Origin of the sequence: Microcystis sp. M20BS1, from assembly GCF_020245305.1 — a bacterium.
Taxonomy (GTDB): Bacteria; Cyanobacteriota; Cyanobacteriia; order Cyanobacteriales; family Microcystaceae; genus Microcystis; species Microcystis ichthyoblabe_A.
The window spans coordinates 1-19271 of record NZ_JADBUZ010000042.1 but is presented as its reverse complement, the minus strand read 5'-3'; the positions used below and the strand labels follow the sequence as shown (position 1 = coordinate 19271).

Below are 19271 nucleotides of genomic sequence, written 5' to 3'. Positions count from 1 at the left end.
ATTTTGAGAGAATCGTCGTTCAAAACCTTGCGTCTTCATCGGCCCGCGTCCTGTAGGGGCGAAGCATTCGGACAATAACCTATCGGTGAAAAGGTAGATTTTCTATCCGAATGCTTCGCCCGTACTTATTCAGCAAACCCAAAATAATGATATTTTGATTATAAACGATCGCGCTCAAACAAAAACATAAATCGTAGTGGACTGACACACCTAATTTAGGTGTAGGGTGCGTATTTGCGGCCATCAATTCGGTCAAAAAACCAAAATTAACAAGCCGCCGTAACGCACCACCTCTATCATTAAATTGGTGCGTTACGCTATCGCGCTTCACACCCTACTGGCTAGTCTTTGTGTCTTTGTGGTTATGATGAATCAATCAACTCCCAATACTAATCAATCTATCCCCGTAGAGATAATTGCTTCCCGTAATTTCATTGATTGGTTAGAGTCTCAGCAGATTAGTCTGGCTTTTACTACCTATCAAAGTTCTCGACTGATGTTTTTAGGAGTTAACCCCGAAAGAGGGATGTCGGGATTTGAGCGGATATTTGACCGCGCCATGGGTTTATATACTACCCCAGAAAGGATTTATCTTAGTTCCCGCTATCAAATCTGGCAACTAGATAATGTGCTATCATCCGAACAGCTTTATGATGGTTACGATAAACTTTATATCCCCCGCATTAGTTATACTACTGGGGATTTAGATATTCACGATTTGGCAATAGAAAATCTCTCTAAAAGAATTATATTTATCAGTACCATGTTAAATTGTCTGGCGACAGTCAGCGATCGCCATAGTTGTATTCCCCTATGGAAACCATCGTTTATTTCCGCTTTAGTCAATGAAGATCGTTGTCATCTCAATGGTTTAGCTTTGGTAGATGGGAAGGCGCGTTATGTTACCGCTTGTAGTCAATCAGATGTGGTGGATGGGTGGAGAGACAGAAGACAAACTGGCGGTTGTGTCATTGATATTCAGTCTAATGAAGTGATTGCTACTGGTTTATCTATGCCTCATTCTCCCCGATTTTATCAGGGTAAGTTATGGTTATTAAATGCGGGTACGGGTTACTTTGGTTATATTGATCAAAATAAGGGCATTTTTGAGCCTGTTACTTTTTGTCCTGGTTTTCTGCGTGGTTTAGCATTTGTCGGAAATTATGCCATTGTTGGATTATCTAAAAGTCGTGGGGTAGATAAGACTTTTTCGGGGTTAATCTTAGATGATAATTTAATGGCTAAAGAAGCAGAACCTCGCTGTGGTCTGCTAATTATTGATTTGAAAACAGGTGAAGTTGTTCACTGGATACGCTTAGAAGGTGAAGTGACTGAACTTTATGATATACAAATCTTAGAAGGAGTTAAACGTCCCCAAGCTTTAGGATTCCAAAATGATGACATCAGTAAAATTATTACTCTCGATCCTATTTCTCCTTTAGTTGGAGGAAATATAGCAAATAATCAGCCTGATACTTCGCCAGCAGATACCCTTTATCAGCAAGCATACACCTTGCAAAAACAGCTTAAGCTTGAAGAAGCGATCGCTCTCTATCAACAATTAATTAATCAATCTCCCCAATATGCACCCGCTTGGCATCAGTTGGGGGTAATCATGGATAGTTTAGGACAAATTGATCAAGCTATTTTGGCTTATAAGCAAGCTTTACTTATTAACCCTAATTATGCAGAAAGCCACAATAATTTAGGAATAATAGCAGTTAGCAAGGGAGATTTAGACGAGGCGATTATTTGCTTTAACCAAGCTATTCGTAGCGATCAAAACTATGCTTTTGCTGAGAATAATTTAGGTTTAGTCTTACAAATGCAGGATAAGTTAGGGGATGCTGGGGTAAAGTTTCAAGAAGCAATCAGGAAAAACCCTAATTATCCAGAGGCACACTTTAATTTAGGAAATGTGTTACAACTACAGGGAAAAATTGAAGAAGCGATCGCTTATTTTCAAACAGCAATTAAGCTTAACCCTAAATACATTAAAGCTTACAATAGTTTAGCTTTAGCGTTAGGAAGACAGGACAAAGTAGAAGCAGCTATGAGCGTATTTAAGCAAGCTTTAGCCATTCAACCTAATTCCCCAGAGGCTTTTGCTTGCTTATTTTCTATGAAGGAAATGACTTGTAATTGGGACACAAGAGAAGCTGATTTAATTCAACTTTGGCAATTAACAGAAAAACAGTTACAAGAGAGAAAAACTACCGCAGTAACTCCCTTTGATAGCTTATATAAACCTTGGTCTGCTACTCAACAGTTAAAAGTAGCTTCTAACTATGCTCAAGAAATTAAAAGACAATTAGCATTGATTACTAAACCCCTCAACTTTAACCATTCCCGCACCCGATCTGGACGATTAAAAATAGGTTATTTATGCCATGATTTTCGTAATCATCCTACCAGTCATTTGATGCAAAGTGTCTTTGGTTTACATGATCGCAATAACTTTGAAATAATTGCCTATTCCTATGGTCCCGATGATGGTAGTGAGTATCGTCATCGCATTGCTAATGATTGCGATCGCTTTTATGATGTTGCTACTTTATCAATTACGGAATCTGCACAACGGATTTTCAATGATGGGGTGCATATTTTAGTTGATTTGATGGGATATATTGATAAAGCGCGGACACAAATATTGGCTTTAAAACCGGCACCGATTCAAGTTAATTATTTGGTTTATCCGGGGACAATGGGAGCAGATTTTATCGACTATATTATTGGTGATGCCATAGTTACACCACCAGAATCTGCTGATGATTTTACTGAAAAATTGGTAATTTTACCGGATAGTTATCAGGCTAATGATTATCAACAAATTATATCATCTAAACCTGTTACTCGTTCCCATTATGGTCTTCCTGAATCGGGTTTTGTCTTTTGTTGTTTCAACCACACCTATAAAATTGAACCGCAAATATTCACTGTATGGATGGAAATTCTGGCCAATGTTCCCGGTAGTGTATTATGGTTATTTTCGAGAGTAGCTGAAGCTGAAGCAAATCTACGTCGGGAAGCAAAAGCGCGAGGAATTGAAGGCGATCGCTTAATTTTTGCCCATCTCGAACCTAAGTCGGAACATTTGGCGCGGCATCAACTAGCTGATTTATTTCTTGATACTTTATACTATAATGCTCATACGACTGGGAGTGATGCTTTATGGGCAGGTTTACCGATTATAACTTGTCCAGGTGCAACTTTTCCTTCCCGTGTTGGTGCTAGTTTACTGACAGCTATTGGCCTACCTGAATTAATTACTAAGAATTTAGAGGAGTATAAAAATTTAGCGATTAATTTAGCAAAATCTCCTGATAAATTGCACAAAATTAAACAGAAACTAGCACAAAATCGTCTTACTTATCCGTTATTTGATACGCTTCATTTTACCCGCAATTTAGAAAAAGCTTATCGGACAATGTGGGATATTTATGCTGCGGGAAAATCACCAGAGATGATCAGGATAGCCAATTGATCACTGGAATTATCAGGGTAAACGCATCTTAACAATCCTTGACAAAATGAACTTTATGTGAGTTGCTTACCCAGAGTGCGATTTAGGCATATTCAAGGAGAATTTGCCATCTCAATTGTTAAGCAAAAATCGACCCATTTGGTCGATTTCGTAACTATTCTAATTGACTGGTATCACTTGAAATGCTCACACAGCAAGCGGATCACAAAATTGGCCAATTGTCAATAGCGTTTGATATGCTCTCACCCTGTACTTAAGAACTCTAATCACTCCACGGGTAAGTTAACTATTGCTTATCTAGAAAATAACTGTTATGGAAGTGAACCGATTTTTGTCTGCGATGGTTTATCTCCAGAGACAGGATGGTTAATCGTCGTGGTTTACGACGGCAATAATCACAGCAGCCAAGGGAGAATCTATGACAGTCAGCAGTTAGAAAAAGAACCCCTTTGCTGTCTGCAATTACCCAGTGTTATCCCTCCCATTTTTTATGGTACTTGGCAAGAAAAATCAGAAAAAGTATTGGTGAACAGTTTCTAGTTTTTACCAAAAATATTGGCTGCGTCTTGAGAGGAAATCTTGAAAATTAGGTAACTATAAGCAAGATGATCAATAGGTTGACGACTAGAACGCAGCCAGTAAAAATGGTTAGAATCGGTGGTAATACCGATTAATTGATTAGCTTCTATCACCAGTAAATTAATCGGATTATCGAGAGAAACCTGTGAGGGTGCAACTTTTTGATTCTCGATGACTAAATTAAGTTTATTATCTCCGTCATAACGAATAAAGAGAGCGTTCGGATGTTTTTGGAGATAGTCTTGCAGATAGTTTTTATTTTGTCCCCAATCTAAATTAGAATCGACCAGAACTTGATAGCTCATTTTGCGATCAATAACTAATTCGTTAAAATAGGAAATATAATGGGGAAAATAGGAGAGATTGGAAATTAGTAGGTAAAGGGTCAGGACAATAATTAAAATGCGATAGGGTCTTTTATAAGCTGGCCAACCGGTAACAATCCGACTAGCAAAGACAAATAAAAAGGGGAAAATCATTAAAATATATCTAATACCTATTTGAGCAGTGTTAGAACTCATTAAGATGAAATATAATAGACTGGGAATAATCAAAAAAGCTTCATTCTGCCAAAAATTTAACTGTTTTCTCCAGAGAAATAAACTGATAAATCCCAACCAGATAAATATTTGGGTAGCTATCGGTACTTTATAGAGAAAAGTGATCAGAAAATATTGGGGAAATCCCTTAATTTTAAATCCTTGTACTGGATCAACTATAAATCCTAACTGTCCCAAAAGATATGGCATTCCACTACCAAAACCTGTTTCTTGTTTATACTTACCGAAGTCTAATGCTTGCAAATAAGCAGCGGGAATAGGAATCGACAAAGATTTTAAGACAGGATAGGTTTGCAGTTGCTTAAAACTATGACTGAGAAATTGATAATTCTGCAATTGAGTGCCACTTCTCTCAAAAGAATAACCAATATTTATGATTAATATTGTTGATAAAATCAGAGCTAGTATATAGAAGATACTGCGCTTAATTACCCGTTGAATTACGCGAATATGTTTGGTTTGAATAGATTGAATAATTTCCCGATGGTAAAAACCAAGACCTAAAATTATATAAATGGGAACTAAATAAACGGCTGTTAAGCGGCAAATCTGGGCAATTCCAAAAGTTAATATACTTAAAACCAGATTTTTTCTGCTACCAAATCTTAGGAAAGACCAGAAATAGTAAATGGCAATAAAAGTTGAAGCTGCTCCGAATAAATCTTGAGTAATTATCCGTGAATTTCCGATAATATTAGGATCGAGAACATAGAGAATTAAGGCTAAAAATCCTGCTAACACTCCATAGAGTTGTTTTGACCAGATAAAAACATATATGGCTAAAATTACTGAGATAATAATCGTAGCAAACCGTCCAAAAAACTTATTTTCTAAGTTTAGATATTTAGAGATAGGAAAAATATTTTGTATTGTTTGATCAACTAGGGGATGCAGTGCTGAAGCTGGCATAATATTGCGATGATAAATATCTTCATTGCCCCGTTTCGCTGCCGTACCTCTGAGAATTTCTACTCCACTTTCATAATGATAACCTTCATCATAGTTGAGGGATTCTGGTAGGGGAAAAAATAAACTGGTGACGCATAAAGCCATAAATATCAGCAAGATAATTACTAAATAGAATCGGTGTTTTTTTGAAAAGTTCAATCTTGTTTTCATGGCTTAAATTTCCTTGAAAAAATTACTTAATTTTGTTAATAAATCCAGACCTAAAACTGAATTACCTTGCTCATTTAACAGAGGACTATAACAAGCAATAACTCCCTCGTCTGACAGAATAGATAATAAAGCTCCACTAACTCCTGATTTTGTTGGAAAACCCACCTCAATGGCGAATTGTTGGGAAGCTTCATAGAGTCCACAATTAGTCATAATTTCTAGAATAATTTCGCCAAAAGGAGCAGCTAAAATTAACTTACCTAAATTAGCAAGATCGGCAATTTTTCCAGATAAACAACAGATTCGATTGTAGGTTTCCAGAGCTAAGTAACGATGACTGATATAACCATTTTTTTCTAATTCTAAGCTTAGAGCTTGATTGTGAACATTAGGATAAGAGTGAACAGACTCAAGCACAGAGCGATCAAGAAATAATTGACAATTACCCATTTTATTTAACCATAAAAGCAAATTTTCACAGCGAGATTCTGGCGTTTCCCCTCCTAATAAATCCGCCAAAGCGATCGCACCACTGTTAATCAGAGGATTACGGGGAAAACCGCTATCCTCTTGCAGTTGAGTTAAAGAATTAAAAGGATAACTAGAAGCTTGTTTTCCCACGCGACGAAAAACAGCATCTTCCCCTAAATGGTTTAAAAGATATAATAACAAAAAAGGTTTAATCACACTCATCAAAGGAAAAGTTACAGTTTCATCTCCCCAAGACAAAATCTCCCCCTCAAGACAGTGAATCTGAAGAGCGAAAACCTCGGGATTAACTCGGTTCAAAACTGGTATATAATAGGGAGTCTGACCCTTCCTATCCAATAAATGCACTTCCCCAATCCAAGCTTGTATATCTTCCACCCTTAATCTAGTTAATCGGTTCATTTTTTTAATCCATGTACTCAGTCAAAGAAGCAGAATCTATAATTTTAACTCAAATTCAACCCCAAAAGCAAACAGAAAAAGTTTCTCTAGAGGCAGCTTTTGGGCGCATTTTAGCCGAAGATATCAGCAGTGATTTAGACTTTCCCTATTGGGATAATTCCGCAATGGATGGCTATGCTGTCCGTTACGAAGATGTTAAAGACACTAACCCAGAAAATCCCGTTACTCTAAAGATTATCGCCGAAATTCCCGCCGGCAAAGTCCCCGAAAAAATTATTCAACCGGGAGAAACAGCCCGAATATTTACAGGAGCGATGTTACCCACCGGCAGTGATACGATTATTATGCAGGAAAATACTCAACAAAAAGGGGAGCGGGTGGCGATTCTTATCCCTCCCGAAAAAATAGGTCTTTTCGTGCGTCAACGCGGCACATTCTATCAAGCAGGAAATGCCTTATTAAAAGCCGGTATTGCCCTTAATTCTCCAGAAATAGCAGTTTTAGCCACGGCACAAGCTACCGAATTAACAGTTTTTTCCCGTCCGAAAGTGGCAATTTTCTCCACGGGAGATGAATTAATTAATCCCGATGAAACCCTCCAAAAAGGTCAAATTATTGACTCAAATCGCTACGCTTTAACGGCATTTATCACCAGTTTAGGGGCAATTCCTAGACCTTTAGGTATAATCAAAGATAATCCCGAACTTCTCAGAGAAACTATCAGAAAAGCCATTAATTCTAGTGCTATCGTCCTTTCCACCGGCGGTGTTTCCGTGGGAGATTACGATTATATTGAGGGAATTTTAGAGGAATTAGGGGGAAAAATTCTGATTCGCAGCGTTGCTATTCAACCGGGTAAACCCTTAACCTTTGCTACTTTTCCTAACGGTTGTATTTACTTTGGTATCCCCGGTAATCCCGTCTCTGCTTTAGTTTCCTGTTGGCGCTTCGTACAAATGGCCATTAAAAAATTATCAGGATTGACAGATTATCAGAACAAATTTCTGCGAGTTATCACCCGCGATACTCTCAAATCTAAGGGACAAAGAGAAGTTTATCTCTGGGGAAAAATAGAAATTATCGAGGGAGTCTATCAATTTAAACTCGCTTCTGGACAACACAATTCAGCTAATTTAATTAATTTAGCGGGTACTAATGCTTTGGTCATAATTCCCCAGGGTAAAACTACTATACAAGCAGGAGAAACAGTAGAAGTTATGATAGTTTACTAAAAAAATACCTAACCAAATTTTTGGCTAGGTAGCTGGTTATAATTAAATTGAAGATAGATTTTGGGTTCGATCTCCCATATCCCCTCAATATATCGGGGTCAGGAGTTATTCTGGTATTCATGAACAAGCAAGGTGATTGAGAGAAGACTGCTCACGAATAATAGTTGCCAAAGAGGGACTATTACCAAGTTGAGAAATGCGGTCACGAACATACTCAAAAAAGCTGATTCCTAATTTCCGAGTAGTAGCAACAAGGGACATAAAAGCATCCCAAGCCTGAGTCCCCTGTCAGAGTTTGAGTAGCATAAGGGACTTGCGTAGGAATAATATCCCAGCCAGAAAATCGCTCTGTAGAAGAACCAGACCAGCCAGATGGCACATTATCAAAGCGCAAGTCCCTAACTAATATTACGTCGCTGCACCATCGTCCTAGCAGCTAACTCCGCCGGATTATTATGCAAGGGCAATTCGGGATGCTCTAAGACTAAAAGCAACTCCGAAATTTTCAGCAGTGTTAATTGTTTTCGCTCATTCAACTGTTGATAACCGCTTTAAGTATCGAAAAGTTTCCAAAACTCAGATCGGAGTTTTGCTGCCATCTGTTGACTGGGTGCATCTTTGTAAGCCAGCAAGTCTCGGTAGTAATCCCAGAAATCATCCAGCAATTGATCAAGAGCTTTTTGGTGACAAGCAACATAAGGAGTCAACTTCTTATAATGTCGTTCCTCATGTACCCAACACAAAGTAATATTATCAGTCAGTAATTTGAATTGGGGAGCATGATCACAGACCAGAGTTTGCACTACTGGCCAATCAGTTTGTTGATGATAGAAAGCAATCGCTGCTGCTTCAACTTGATTAACAATCGTCCTCGAAAATATCTTGACTATCAGACCCCGAATGAGGTATTCTATAAAGGTAGATCAGATAGTGATGCAATTCAGACTTGAATCGGCCTTTAATATGTTAAAATCTGCCTAGATATTTGTAAACTTTTTCCCTTGTATGGATATCGTTATTATCGAAGATGAAATTGAAATCGCCCATTTGATTCAGCAAACTTTAGAGCGGGAGTCCTTTACTTGTCATCTGGCTTATAATGGTAGAGTAGGACTAGAACTATTTTATCAAAAGCAACCAGACTTAGTGATTTTAGATTTAATGTTACCGGAATTAGACGGACTGGAATTGTGTGCTAGAATTCGCCAAAAACCGGGGACAAAAGACCCCTATATTTTAATGTTAACCGCTAGGGGAGAAGAAATTGATCGCATTATCGGTCTATCTACGGGAGCCGATGATTATATGGTCAAACCCTTTAGTCCCCGGGAATTAACCGCTCGCGTAAGAGCCTTATTAAGACGTAGTTTAAGACACGATAGTCAACCCCAGCAACTCCATCGCAGCCGTCATTTTATTATCGACTTAGATCAACATTCTGCTCTTCGTAAATTGGAGGGAATGCCGGAGGAAACCCTCGATTTAACCACCTTAGAATTTAATCTACTCGCTACCTTTGTCAGTTATCCCAATCGCGTCTGGAGTCGCACCCAATTAATCGATAATCTCTGGGGAAATGATTTTTTTGGCGATGAAAGGGTAGTAGATACCCATATCCGACGCTTACGCAAAAAAGTAGAACCCGATCCTGCTAATCCGATCTTTATCAAAACTGTGGTCGGTGTCGGTTATAAATTTGAGGATGACATTATTTAGGGTCTGCTGAAAAAGTTTTTCCTGGGGGCAGGGTGTGGGGTGTGGGGTGTGGGGTTTTACTGGTTTTGAGGGGGTCAATTACCTAATTTTCAGGGAAAAAGTCCAGGAATTTTTCCCCCGATCACTCCCAGAACCATTACTTTTTGATGGCCAAAAGGTCTAAAAGTCTTACCCAACAAGGTTTTTAGATTTATTCAGCCAACCCTATTTAAAGACTATTGATCAGTAATTGGCAGTGATCAGGAGTCAGCATTCAGGAGACAGGAGACAGGAGATAGGGATTTAGGGATTTAGGGGTTTTGGGGTTTTGGGGTTTTAGTTCAATTTCCCCACTTCTCCACTTCCCCACTTCCCCACACCCCAACCCCACACCCCACTTCCCCACCCCCCACACCCCAACCCTAATAAAAAATTCTCTCTAAAGGCATTTAAGCAGTCTTTAACCCTTATGTGCTACAATTTTTGAAGATTTTGCCATTCATTTAGGTTCAATCAGGGATCACAGCCTTTTTAGGGAAATTTTATGACAAGTAACTACGGCGCGGAACAGATACAAGTTCTCGAAGGGTTAGAACCAGTCAGGAAGCGGCCGGGGATGTATATCGGTACGACCGGGCCGCGGGGACTACATCATTTAGTCTATGAAGTGGTGGACAACTCGATCGATGAGGCCCTAGCGGGTTACTGTACTCATATCGAAGTGGATATCAAGGCCGATGGTTCCGTCAGCGTCACTGACGATGGCCGGGGTATTCCCACCGATGTTCACCCCACCACGGGTAAATCTGCCCTCGAAACCGTTCTCACTATACTTCATGCCGGCGGTAAATTTGGCAGTGGTGGTTATAAAGTGTCGGGAGGGTTACACGGAGTCGGGATTTCCGTCGTTAATGCTCTTTCTGCATGGGTCGATGTGACAGTCTGGCGCGATCATAAAGTACATACCCAACGCTACGAAAGAGGTATCCCCGTCACAGAATTGGTCAGCAGTCCCAGTCAAGAGGAAAAAACGGGAACTAGGGTTAATTTCCTGCCAGACACCGAAATTTTTAGCCAAGGCATCGAATTTGATTACAGTACCCTCTCCGGACGTTTACGAGAACTAGCCTACTTAAATGCTGGTGTTAAAATCACCTTTAGCGATTACCGTCCCGAAGAACCCCACATCGAAACCTATTGTTATGAGGGGGGTATTAAAGAATACGTCGCCTATATGTGTCGGGAAAAAGAAACCCTGCACAAAGATATTATCTATGTATCGGGGGAAAAGACGGGAATTAATATCGAAGTGGCTTTTCAGTGGTGTATAGATGCCTATAGCGACAATATTCTCGGTTTTGCTAATAACATCCGCACCATTGACGGGGGAACTCACCTAGAAGGATTAAAGGCAGTCCTGACCCGTACTTTAAATAATGTTGCTCGTAAACGCAATAAAATTAAAGAAAACGAGCCTAATCTAGCGGGGGAAAACGTCCGCGAGGGTTTAACCGCCGTTATTTCCGTAAAAGTCCCCGAACCGGAATTTGAGGGCCAAACCAAGACCAAATTGGGTAACACTGAAGTCCGGGGTATCGTCGATTCCCTGGTGGGGGAAACTCTCAACGAATACCTAGAACAAAATCCCCAAGTGGCCGACACGATTATCGAAAAAGCAGTACAAGCGTACAAAGCGGCGGAAGCAGCCCGACGGGCCCGGGACTTAGTACGACGGAAATCGGTCTTGGAATCCTCACCTTTACCGGGTAAATTGGCTGATTGTAGCGAAAGAGACCCGGAAAAGTCAGAAATTTACATCGTCGAAGGTGACAGCGCCGGCGGTTGTTTTCATGGTGATACAGAAATCGCCCTTGTCGATGGACGCAACCTCAGTTTTAAACAGCTAGTGACCGAACAAGCCCAAGGAAAGGAACATTTTTGTTATACCATTCGCGACAATGGCACGATCGGGGTTGAACGAGTTATTAATGCCCGCATCACCAAAAAAGACGCAGAAGTAATTAAAATTACTCTCGATCATGGTGAAGCGATTATTTGTACTCCTGACCATCTTTTCCTGTTAAGAGATGGTAGCTATAAACCTGCTGCGGCTTTAACTCCAGAAGATGCTTTAATGCCTTTGTATCGGAAATTGTCCGATCTTCGTGACCCCGGAATCACCATTAACGGTTATGAAATGGTCTGGAATCCCGCTTCCGATTCTTGGTTGTTCACTCATGCGATCGCTGATTGGTATAATCGTTGGCAGGGAATTTATCAACTCGAAGATGGAGAACATTGTCATCACATAGACTTCAATAAACTGAACAATAATCCCTCCAATCTTCAAAGATTATCCATTCAGGATCATTTGGAATTACATCGTTATCACATTCAGAAAACTTTACATCGTCCTGAAGTGATCGAAAAATGTCGTCAACTTCGTCAGACTGATGAATTTCGCTTGATGATGAGTCAACGAATGTTAGAACCAGAAACAAGGCAAATTTTATCAGAACAAGCCAAAGCACAATGGGAAGTAGCAGCATATAAAGCCTACATGACCGAAAAATGGCGCACTTTCTACGATACAAATGAGGAATACCGCCGACACAATGCCGAACAACTTTATCAAGCACAACAGCAATATTGGAGTAACCAGACAAATCGCCAAGCACAAGCGGATAAAGTTCGTCAATACTTTATCGACCATCCTGAACAGCGTCAAGTTTATTCTGAAACTGCCAAACAACAATGGCAAAATCAGGATTTACTATCATGGCGACGGGAGAAAACTAAAGAACAATGGACAGGGGAATTTCGTTCAAAACGTCGTGATGCTTTGAATAAAACTTACTATCAAAAAACCCTAGCGACCTTAAAACAAATTGAGATCGAACGAGGTTATATTGATTTGGAAGCTTATCAAAAATATCGGCTTCAGACGCGGGATAAATCAATATTGCGATTTGATTCTTTCTGCGATCGCTACTTTGATGGTGATAAAAATAAAGCCTTAGAAGCGGTGGCTAATTACAATCATCGAGTTGTGGCGATCGAGCGATTAGAAACAAGATTCGATGTCTATGATATCGAGGTTCCTCATACCCATAACTTTGCCCTTGCTTCCGGCGTTTTCGTCCATAACAGTGCCAAACAGGGGCGCGATCGTCGTTTTCAAGCGATTCTACCTCTGCGGGGAAAAATCCTCAATATCGAAAAAACCGATGATGCTAAAATCTACAAAAATACGGAAATTCAATCCTTAATTACCGCCCTCGGTTTAGGGATTAAAGGAGAAGATTTCGACCCCTCACAATTGCGCTATCATCGCATTGTTTTAATGACTGACGCTGATGTGGATGGCGCCCACATCCGAACTTTGTTGTTAACTTTCTTCTATCGTTATCAGAAGAATTTAATTGATCAAGGTTATGTATATATCGCCTGTCCTCCTCTCTATAAATTGGAACGCGGTAAAAATCATTCCTACTGCTATAGCGATCGAGAATTACAGCAAAAGATAGCGGAATTTCCCTCCAATGCTAACTACACAATCCAACGTTTTAAAGGGTTAGGAGAAATGATGCCCCAACAACTTTGGGATACTACCATGAATCCCGAAACTCGCACTTTAAAACGGGTGGAAATCGAAGACGCAGCCAAAGCAGAGGAATTATTTACCATTCTTATGGGCGATCGAGTTGCCCCCCGGCGAGAATTTATCGAAACCCACGGATCGCGTTTAAATCTTACGGATTTGGACATTTAAACCGTAACTTTGGGCTGTGTTAGTCTAGGCTAATACAGCCCCCGATAAAATCCCTAAATCCAGTTACTAATCGGAGGGTTAGGGATTCAAGGAACCCGGGGCGCATTCCAGAACTTCATCGAAAAAATCAGCCGGCAGCGGTGGATTATCGGGGTCTTCTAGGGCGTTTTTGGCAATTTCCGCCTCACTCATCCCTTTAACTTTCTCCCAGTTCGTTTTGCCTTTCAAATTCGCCCACTGTTCGCGGGTGACTCTGGTAATATGTTCTTCGTTCACGGTTGTTAGCCCTCCTAACACTAATTATTCGACGAACCGAGTCACGCCATGTATAAACCACCACCAAAACGATATTATCGATTGTACCCACTAGAATCACTCGAATTTCGCCGTAATTCTGACGGGTATCCACGCGCTCAATTATTGGACCCCTAAAAATCGCTTCCAGGTCGGCGAAATCTATGCCGTGTTTTTCTATATTAGCCTGACGCTTATTTTCATCCCACTCGAAAAGTTGCGGGGTCGTCATTGATGTCGCCGTTGAGGATAACTACCTGGGATCGATCGAAATGGGATTTAATAAAAATAAGGCCGCATGACTAGCCATTTCTTCCGATAAATAAATCTTTTTATACTTAATAATCCCCGTTTCTAGAAAAGAATCCCTTAACATGGCTTTTGTCCCACTATTAAAGTCCGCTTCGTAGAAAACTTCCTTAATTCCCGAAGAAATAATTAGTTTTAAACAGGAAATACAGGGTTCTAAGGTAACATAGATACTAGCTCCTTGGGTAGAAATACCGTGTTTAGCCGCTTGAGCGATCGCATTAGCTTCAGCATGAATTGCCCGAGAGGGAATTTCTCCAGATTCTCGACAGGTTCCCAAACCGGGATAACAAAAACCCTGGGCAGTACAATGAACCGTTCCCGATGGAGAACCATTGTACCCCGTGGCTAAAACCTGCCGATCTTTGACAATTACCGCACCGACGGGAAAAGCTAAACAGGTGGATCTGGTAGCGGCTAATTTAGCGATCATTAAAAAGTATTCGTCCCAAGTCGGTCTTTTTTCTTCAGAGTTGATCACGGTTTCACACCAAGCTAGAAAAAGCGAAAAAGAGGGAGTTATCTCTGATAGCTTATCATTAGATGACCTCTAAACCAATTAAAGCACTGCCCTGACTACCGATCGCGTAGTCAATGTAGTCACCAGCCTCTTCTAACTGATAACTGCTCACTGATTAAGGAATAGCATAAAAACTGAAAAAACCTCGAAAAATTAATAATAATTTAAATAATTTGACTGCTTGAGAATAATTGAGATTTTGGCTGATAGCTAAACCCTGACGACCAGAAAAATAACAGAAATTCTTAAGAAGCTAAAGGGTTTAAATCCCCAGAGAGGGCATTGTAAAATGAAGCGGTTAGTTATCTACTAGAAGAGAGGACTTTTCCGTCCTAGCGACGCAATTCTATGGAAATCTTTAACCCAAATTGCCAAGGAGACTGAATTTTAATGTCTGTTAATTTTCTAGGGGTTGGTTTGTTTCACCCTCTCCTGACCCCTTATCTCGCCCTCCATATACCCGACGGCTTTTTGAGTCCATCGGTGAGTCTATTTACTTGGATAATTGCCGTTGTCCTGATTGGCTTTTCTCTCAAAAAAGTGCGCGGTCACTACGCTGAACGGGCTGTACCTTTGATGGGAGTTTGTGCCGCCTTTATTTTTGCCGCCCAGATGATTAATTTTCCCATTCCGGGGGGAACCTCCGGACATTTGTTAGGGGGGACTCTCGCGGGGGTTTTACTCGGTCCCTGGGCGGGTTCTCTGGTGATGGCGGTGGTTTTTATCGTGCAAGCTTTATTTTTTCAAGATGGCGGTTTAACGGTTTTAGGGGCAAATATCGTCAATATGGGTCTGATCGGGACGTTTGGCGGTTATTATCTCTATCTGGGGATTAGAAAAGCCTTCGGTTTTCATCGTTGGCGCAGTATGGCGATCGCTGTTGCCGTGGCTGCTTGGACAAGTGTGGTGGTGGCGGCGTTAGCTTGCGCCCTGCAATTGGCTTTATCGGGGACTGTACCGCCTTTAGTCGCCCTTGTGGCCATGTTATCTTGGCATATCCTTATCGGTATCGGGGAAGCGGTGATTACCGTTTTCGCTGTCGGTTATATCTGGCGAACCCGTCCCGATCTCCTCTACGATCCGCCCCATTCCGTTAATACTTCTGTTTCCCCTTCCTAAGCTTCTCGTCAATAAAGCAATTAAGTCGATGAATATTCGCAGAAATAGCCAATTTTTTCTGATTGGCTTGGTATTGTCCCTAATTATCGCCGTTTTTCTTTCTCCCTTTGCCAGTCCCGATCCCGACGGACTCGATCGAGTGGCGGAAGACTTACAATTTAGCCAAAAAGAAGACCCTAACGCCCTCGGTAATCAATTACCCTCCGCCCGAATTTTTGATGGTTATGCCCTCAAAGGTGTTCCCGAAGGTGTGGCCACTCCCCTCGCCGGTTTTCTGGGAACTCTTGCCACTTTCGGCATCGCTTGGGGTATCGGTAAATTAGTCATTCCAAAATCCCAAAATCAGGAATAAGTAGATAGGAGTCGAGAAGTGGGGTAGTGGGGTAGTGCGGCATTTGGCTGAAATTTCCCTAAATCCCTAAATCCCTAAATCACTGATAACTGATAACTGAATAAATGCTACACATTGCCACTTTTTCTCGCGAAAATGAGTGCCAAAATTGCGGTTTTTGGCAGAAACTTGCGCCCCATACCCGGGTTTTAGTGACTCTTTTGTTAGTTTTTGCCACAGCCTTAACCCCGAATGGTAGCTGGGAAACTTGGGGGATTTACGGATTAGGATTAATTATTTTAATTCTGATCAGTCGGGTGACTATTAGCGTACTTTTACGAAGAGTAGCGATCGAATTTGTCTTTATCGGTGTGGTTTTATTGGGAACCCTTTTTCGCGATGGCGGGGAAATTCTTTGGTCTTGGGGATTTTTGCGGATAACTAGCGAGGGATTGCTGGTTTTAAGCAGTGTGGCCTTAAAAGCTTTTCTCTGTCTTTGTACGGTCAATATTCTGGTTTTAACCACAGCAATTCCCGACCTGTTGCAAGCATTAGTTACCCTGAAAACTCCCCCTTTATTGGTGGCAATTTTAGCTTCTATGTATCGTTATCTAGCTGTTTTGATCACTGAATTTAATTCCATGCGAAGGGCAGCAATTGCGCGCAATTTAATGAGTAGTCCCCGATGGCAACGGCTGCTAGTGGGACACATGATCGGCGCTTTATTTATCCGTACCTACGAACGTGGCGATCGCATTTATCAAGCCATGTTATCGAGGGGTTACACTGGTTCCTTGCCCTCTGTACAGGTTCCCCAAAGTAAGCTGAAAGATTATCTCGCTATAATTGCCATAGTAATTCTGATCCTCTGGGGTCAAATGGTACATCTACTCAGGTAAAAGTCTCGTTTTTCATGCACCACAACCCGATTTTTATTGAAAACCTAGTTTATACCTATCCTGACGGCACAGAAGCGTTAAAAGGTATTAATTTAGCCATTGAAGCTACGGAAAAGGTGGCTTTAGTCGGGGCAAATGGATCGGGAAAATCCACCTTATTACTGCATTTTAACGGTATTCTCCCGCCGCAAACCGGTAGAATCACCGTCGGTCCCTACGAAGTTAAACCGGAGAATTTAGAAAATATCCGCAATTTTGTCGGTTTAGTCTTCCAAAACCCCGACGATCAGCTATTTATGCCCACTGTCTGGGAAGATGTGACTTTTGGCCCGATGAATCAGGGTATTCGGGGAGAGGATCTAAACCATCGCTGTCATCATGCTTTACACGCGGTGGGATTGGATTCCCAGCATTACGGTAAGAGAAACAGTCAGAATCTATCGGGGGGTGAAAAAAAACGCGTGGCCATTGCGGGGGTTTTAGCCATGTTACCGGAGGTCTTAGTTTTTGATGAACCTAGCGCCCAACTGGACCCCCGGTCCCGTCGGCAATTAATACAACTGTTGGCCACTTTACCCCAAACTCAAGTGATCGCCACCCATGATCTCGATCTAGCTTTAGAACTATGCGATCGCACGGTGGTGTTAAGTCGTGGTCAGGTGGTAGCTGAGGGAGAAACCGCTAGGATTTTAAGTAATCGGGAATTTTTGGAACAACACGACTTGGAAACACCCCTTTGTTATAGTCGTCCCTACTGTGCGATCGCTGATGCCCCCTATACTGATGTCTGATGCACAATTTGGAGATTTATTATCGGTTTCTTGCATTATGAGAGAGGACAAAAGCGAGAAAGTCTGACATTCTTGAGATAGGTAGCACGAAAATCGAGGCCATTTCTCACGATGCAAGCTCTGCTAGAAAAAGCTCAGATAGCGTTGAATAAAAAGGACTGGGAGACAGTAAACGCCAGCATACAGCGACTTTTAAACCAAAAAGATGCGATTGAATCGATTATTAACGATGAAATCCTCGATTTAGCCCTAGAAGCTTTACAAAAATGCGATTTTCAACAGCGATGGGAAATAGCGAAACTATTTCCCCAAATCGGCAAACCAGCGATCGCTCCTTTAATTGCCCTGTTAGAATCCGAGGATCAAGATGGGGAAATGCGCTGGTTTCTGGCGAGAATTCTCAGTCAATTTGACGATCGAGCCTGTATTCTCGCTCTCAGTCAATTATTGCAAAGATCGGAGGAGGAGGAACTCAGCCAAATGGCTGCGGCTGCTTTAGCTAATATCGGCAGTTCTGCCATCTCCAGTTTAGGACAATTACTGTCCGACTCTAATACCCGTTTTTTAGCCGTACAAGCTTTATCACAAATTCGCCGACCAGAAATTATCGAACCGCTTTTAACCGTAGTTAAGGATCAATCTAGCGCCATTCGGTCTATGGCGATCGAAGCTTTAAGCAGTTTTCACCATCCCCAGATTACTGTGATTATCCTCGATGCTTTACAGGATCCGGCCATCGAGGTGCGACGGGAAGCAATTAAAGCTAGTAGTTACCTAGGGACGAATTATCCCCAAGCAGATTTAGTTAACCATCTGCAACCGCTGTTATTCGATGTCCACCTTGAGATCTGTCAAGAAACTGCGATCGCTCTCAGTCGTATCGGCACAGCAACCTCAGCTAAAGCTTTAAATCCACTCCTGCAATCTTCCTTAACTCCCGATAGTTTAAAATTAACTGTAGTGCGAGCATTAGGCTGGATCGAGGATGGAGAAGCTTTAAATTATCTAGAAAAGGCTTTATATAGCGAAAATGTCTTGATTTGTCGGGAAATTATCGCTATTCTTGGCCGGCAAACCTCCCAGAAATTACGCCAACAAGCAGGGGAAATTCTCAGTAATTTTTATCACTCCCGTCCGGCACTCTTCACTGATACGGGAGTTAAACAGTCTCTAGCGATCGCTTTAGGAGAATTAGAGCGGGATAATAAAAGTATTTTGCTGACTTTAGCAGCCGATGGGGAAGCAATCGTCCGTCTCCATGCTCTTAGCGCCCTGAAAAAGCTAGATCATAGAACTATATAGCTAATTTCCCGCTGCACAGATGTGATGAATTTGCCCAGTGATCCGCATCCATTTCCCCAAGGATAGCGTTTAATTTCTCCTGCACTTCTTGAGCAGATTGGGCTTTAATGGCAAAATTGACAGAAAGCAATTATTCTCTATTTTCTTCTCTCCGTCTCCAGAATTCCTCTCTCTAGAATACCAGAGCAGTTTTTTTTTAGGGAGCAAAAACTAAATCTATCTGATTAGTTAAAGGGCCAATTCAAGTCTGAATTGCATCACTGTCTGATCTACCTTTATAGAATACCTCATTCGGGGTACGATAGTCAAGACATTTTCGAGGACGATTGTTAATCAAGTTTACGGCTCTTTCCACCTCCTCTGGCTTAACGATT

Annotated in this window: 14 protein-coding genes and 2 pseudogenes; 10 read left to right on the top strand and 6 right to left on the bottom strand. The window is 41.3% G+C overall.

From position 1 onward, the window contains the following. Positions 1-364 precede the first annotated feature (364 nt). Together IM507_RS04205 and IM507_RS04200 are read left to right on the top strand one after the other, a co-directional pair. Positions 365-3484, top strand: a complete 3120-nt coding sequence (locus IM507_RS04205; RefSeq protein WP_287636669.1) for a TIGR03032 family protein — start codon at positions 365-367, stop codon at positions 3482-3484. A gap of 264 nt (positions 3485-3748) precedes the next feature. Then, positions 3749-4024, top strand: a pseudogene (locus IM507_RS04200) (carotenoid oxygenase family protein); the annotation flags it as partial. Here the strand turns inward: IM507_RS04200 and IM507_RS04195 are convergent. Both IM507_RS04195 and IM507_RS04190 read right to left on the bottom strand, forming a co-directional pair. Further along, positions 4021-5742 carry an ArnT family glycosyltransferase gene (locus IM507_RS04195; RefSeq protein ID WP_002736372.1) on the bottom strand — a complete coding sequence of 574 codons (1722 nt, stop codon included), beginning with the start codon at positions 5740-5742 and terminating at the stop codon, positions 4021-4023. The pseudogene IM507_RS04200 and the gene IM507_RS04195 overlap by 4 nt on opposite strands. A 3-nt stretch (positions 5743-5745) precedes the next feature. Then, entirely contained in the window at positions 5746-6633 is an 888-nt protein-coding gene (locus IM507_RS04190) for a glutaminase (protein WP_002736963.1), read from the bottom strand. An 11-nt stretch (positions 6634-6644) separates the two neighbouring features. Here IM507_RS04190 and IM507_RS04185 point away from each other — a divergent pair, with 11 nt between their 5' ends. Next, positions 6645-7865: a molybdopterin molybdotransferase MoeA gene (locus IM507_RS04185; protein WP_002738033.1), complete on the top strand. Its 1221-nt coding sequence runs from the start codon at positions 6645-6647 to the stop codon at positions 7863-7865. A gap of 117 nt (positions 7866-7982) precedes the next feature. On the opposite strand, the gene IM507_RS04180 is transcribed toward IM507_RS04185, so the two are convergent. Continuing rightward, positions 7983-8126 carry a hypothetical protein gene (locus tag IM507_RS04180; protein ID WP_002736495.1) on the bottom strand — a complete coding sequence of 48 codons (144 nt, stop codon included), beginning with the start codon at positions 8124-8126 and terminating at the stop codon, positions 7983-7985. A gap of 744 nt (positions 8127-8870) precedes the next feature. Here IM507_RS04180 and IM507_RS04175 point away from each other — a divergent pair. Together IM507_RS04175 and gyrB are read left to right on the top strand one after the other, a co-directional pair. Continuing rightward, positions 8871-9581: a response regulator transcription factor gene (locus IM507_RS04175; protein ID WP_002737246.1), complete on the top strand. Its 711-nt coding sequence runs from the start codon at positions 8871-8873 to the stop codon at positions 9579-9581. A 523-nt stretch (positions 9582-10104) separates the two neighbouring features. Next, positions 10105-13332, top strand: a complete 3228-nt coding sequence (gene gyrB / locus IM507_RS04170; protein WP_069475636.1) for a DNA topoisomerase (ATP-hydrolyzing) subunit B — start codon at positions 10105-10107, stop codon at positions 13330-13332. Between the two features lie 196 nt (positions 13333-13528). On the opposite strand, the gene IM507_RS04165 is transcribed toward gyrB, so the two are convergent. Both IM507_RS04165 and IM507_RS04160 read right to left on the bottom strand, forming a co-directional pair. Further along, positions 13529-13858, bottom strand: a complete 330-nt coding sequence (locus IM507_RS04165) for a BrnT family toxin (protein WP_069475637.1) — start codon at positions 13856-13858, stop codon at positions 13529-13531. Between the two features lie 21 nt (positions 13859-13879). Then, positions 13880-14416 (bottom strand): deoxycytidylate deaminase, encoded by a 537-nt coding sequence (locus IM507_RS04160; protein ID WP_002755901.1) that lies wholly within the window; start codon positions 14414-14416, stop codon positions 13880-13882. A gap of 429 nt (positions 14417-14845) precedes the next feature. Here IM507_RS04160 and IM507_RS04155 point away from each other — a divergent pair, with 429 nt between their 5' ends. The 5 genes from IM507_RS04155 (at position 14846) to IM507_RS04135 (ending at position 18897) form a co-directional block, all read left to right on the top strand. Beyond that, positions 14846-15574, top strand: a complete 729-nt coding sequence (locus IM507_RS04155; RefSeq protein WP_002755902.1) for an energy-coupling factor ABC transporter permease — start codon at positions 14846-14848, stop codon at positions 15572-15574. Between the two features lie 28 nt (positions 15575-15602). Next, on the top strand, positions 15603-15926 hold the full coding sequence (locus IM507_RS04150; RefSeq protein WP_002737314.1) for a PDGLE domain-containing protein: 324 nt from the start codon (positions 15603-15605) through the stop codon (positions 15924-15926). 104 nt (positions 15927-16030) lie between these two features. Continuing rightward, the gene (cbiQ, locus tag IM507_RS04145; RefSeq protein WP_104396394.1) at positions 16031-16804 is read left to right on the top strand and encodes a cobalt ECF transporter T component CbiQ; all 774 of its coding nucleotides are present in this window, start codon (positions 16031-16033) and stop codon (positions 16802-16804) included. Positions 16805-16818: 14 nt separating this feature from the next. Next, entirely contained in the window at positions 16819-17595 is a 777-nt protein-coding gene (locus IM507_RS04140; protein ID WP_103112319.1) for an energy-coupling factor ABC transporter ATP-binding protein, read from the top strand. 111 nt (positions 17596-17706) lie between these two features. Continuing rightward, positions 17707-18897, top strand: coding sequence for a HEAT repeat domain-containing protein (locus IM507_RS04135; protein ID WP_190538085.1), 1191 nt, complete (start codon positions 17707-17709; stop codon positions 18895-18897). A 241-nt stretch (positions 18898-19138) separates the two neighbouring features. Here the strand turns inward: IM507_RS04135 and IM507_RS04130 are convergent. Continuing rightward, positions 19139-19271, bottom strand: a pseudogene (locus IM507_RS04130) (IS30 family transposase); the annotation flags it as partial.